1 protein-coding gene is annotated in these 411 nt (G+C 72.0%); it reads left to right on the top strand.

The annotated features are described in order from the left end of the window. Nucleotides 1–379: RNA polymerase-binding protein RbpA (locus tag EO139_RS21100; RefSeq protein ID WP_277601028.1), on the top strand; the 379-nt coding region annotated here is incomplete at its 5' end. Nucleotides 380–411: the final 32 nt, after the last annotated feature.

The following is a 411-nucleotide window of genomic DNA, read 5'->3' on the forward strand; positions in this document are numbered from 1 at the left end:
AGAGGAGACCACCATGGCAGATCGCAGCTTGCGCGGGATGCGGCTCGGGTCCACGAGCCTGCAGAGCGAGGAGGGCGTCAGCTTCTCCCCCCGGCAGAGGAAGACGTACCGCACGACCGACGGCACCACGTTCGAGGTCGTGTTCTCGGCCGACGCCGAGGTCCCCGAGGTCTGGGAGTCGCCGAAGAGCGGCTTGGAGGGACGCCTCCTCGATGCGGAGGGCGCGCCCGTCGCCCACGACGAGGTCGAGGCGAAGGTCCCCCGGAGCCACTGGGACATGCTGCTCGAGCGCCGGACGCGCGCCGAGCTCGAGGAGCTCCTCGAGGAGCGCCTCGCCACCCTCCGCGCGCGGCGCGGTCAGCACCGCATCGGCGCCTGACCCGACCCCTCCGCTCGCGAACCGTCTACAGG

The sequence above is a fragment of the Xanthomonas sp. BRIP62411 genome (assembly GCF_003993525.1).
GTDB lineage: Bacteria > Pseudomonadota > Gammaproteobacteria > Xanthomonadales > Xanthomonadaceae > Xanthomonas > Xanthomonas euroxanthea.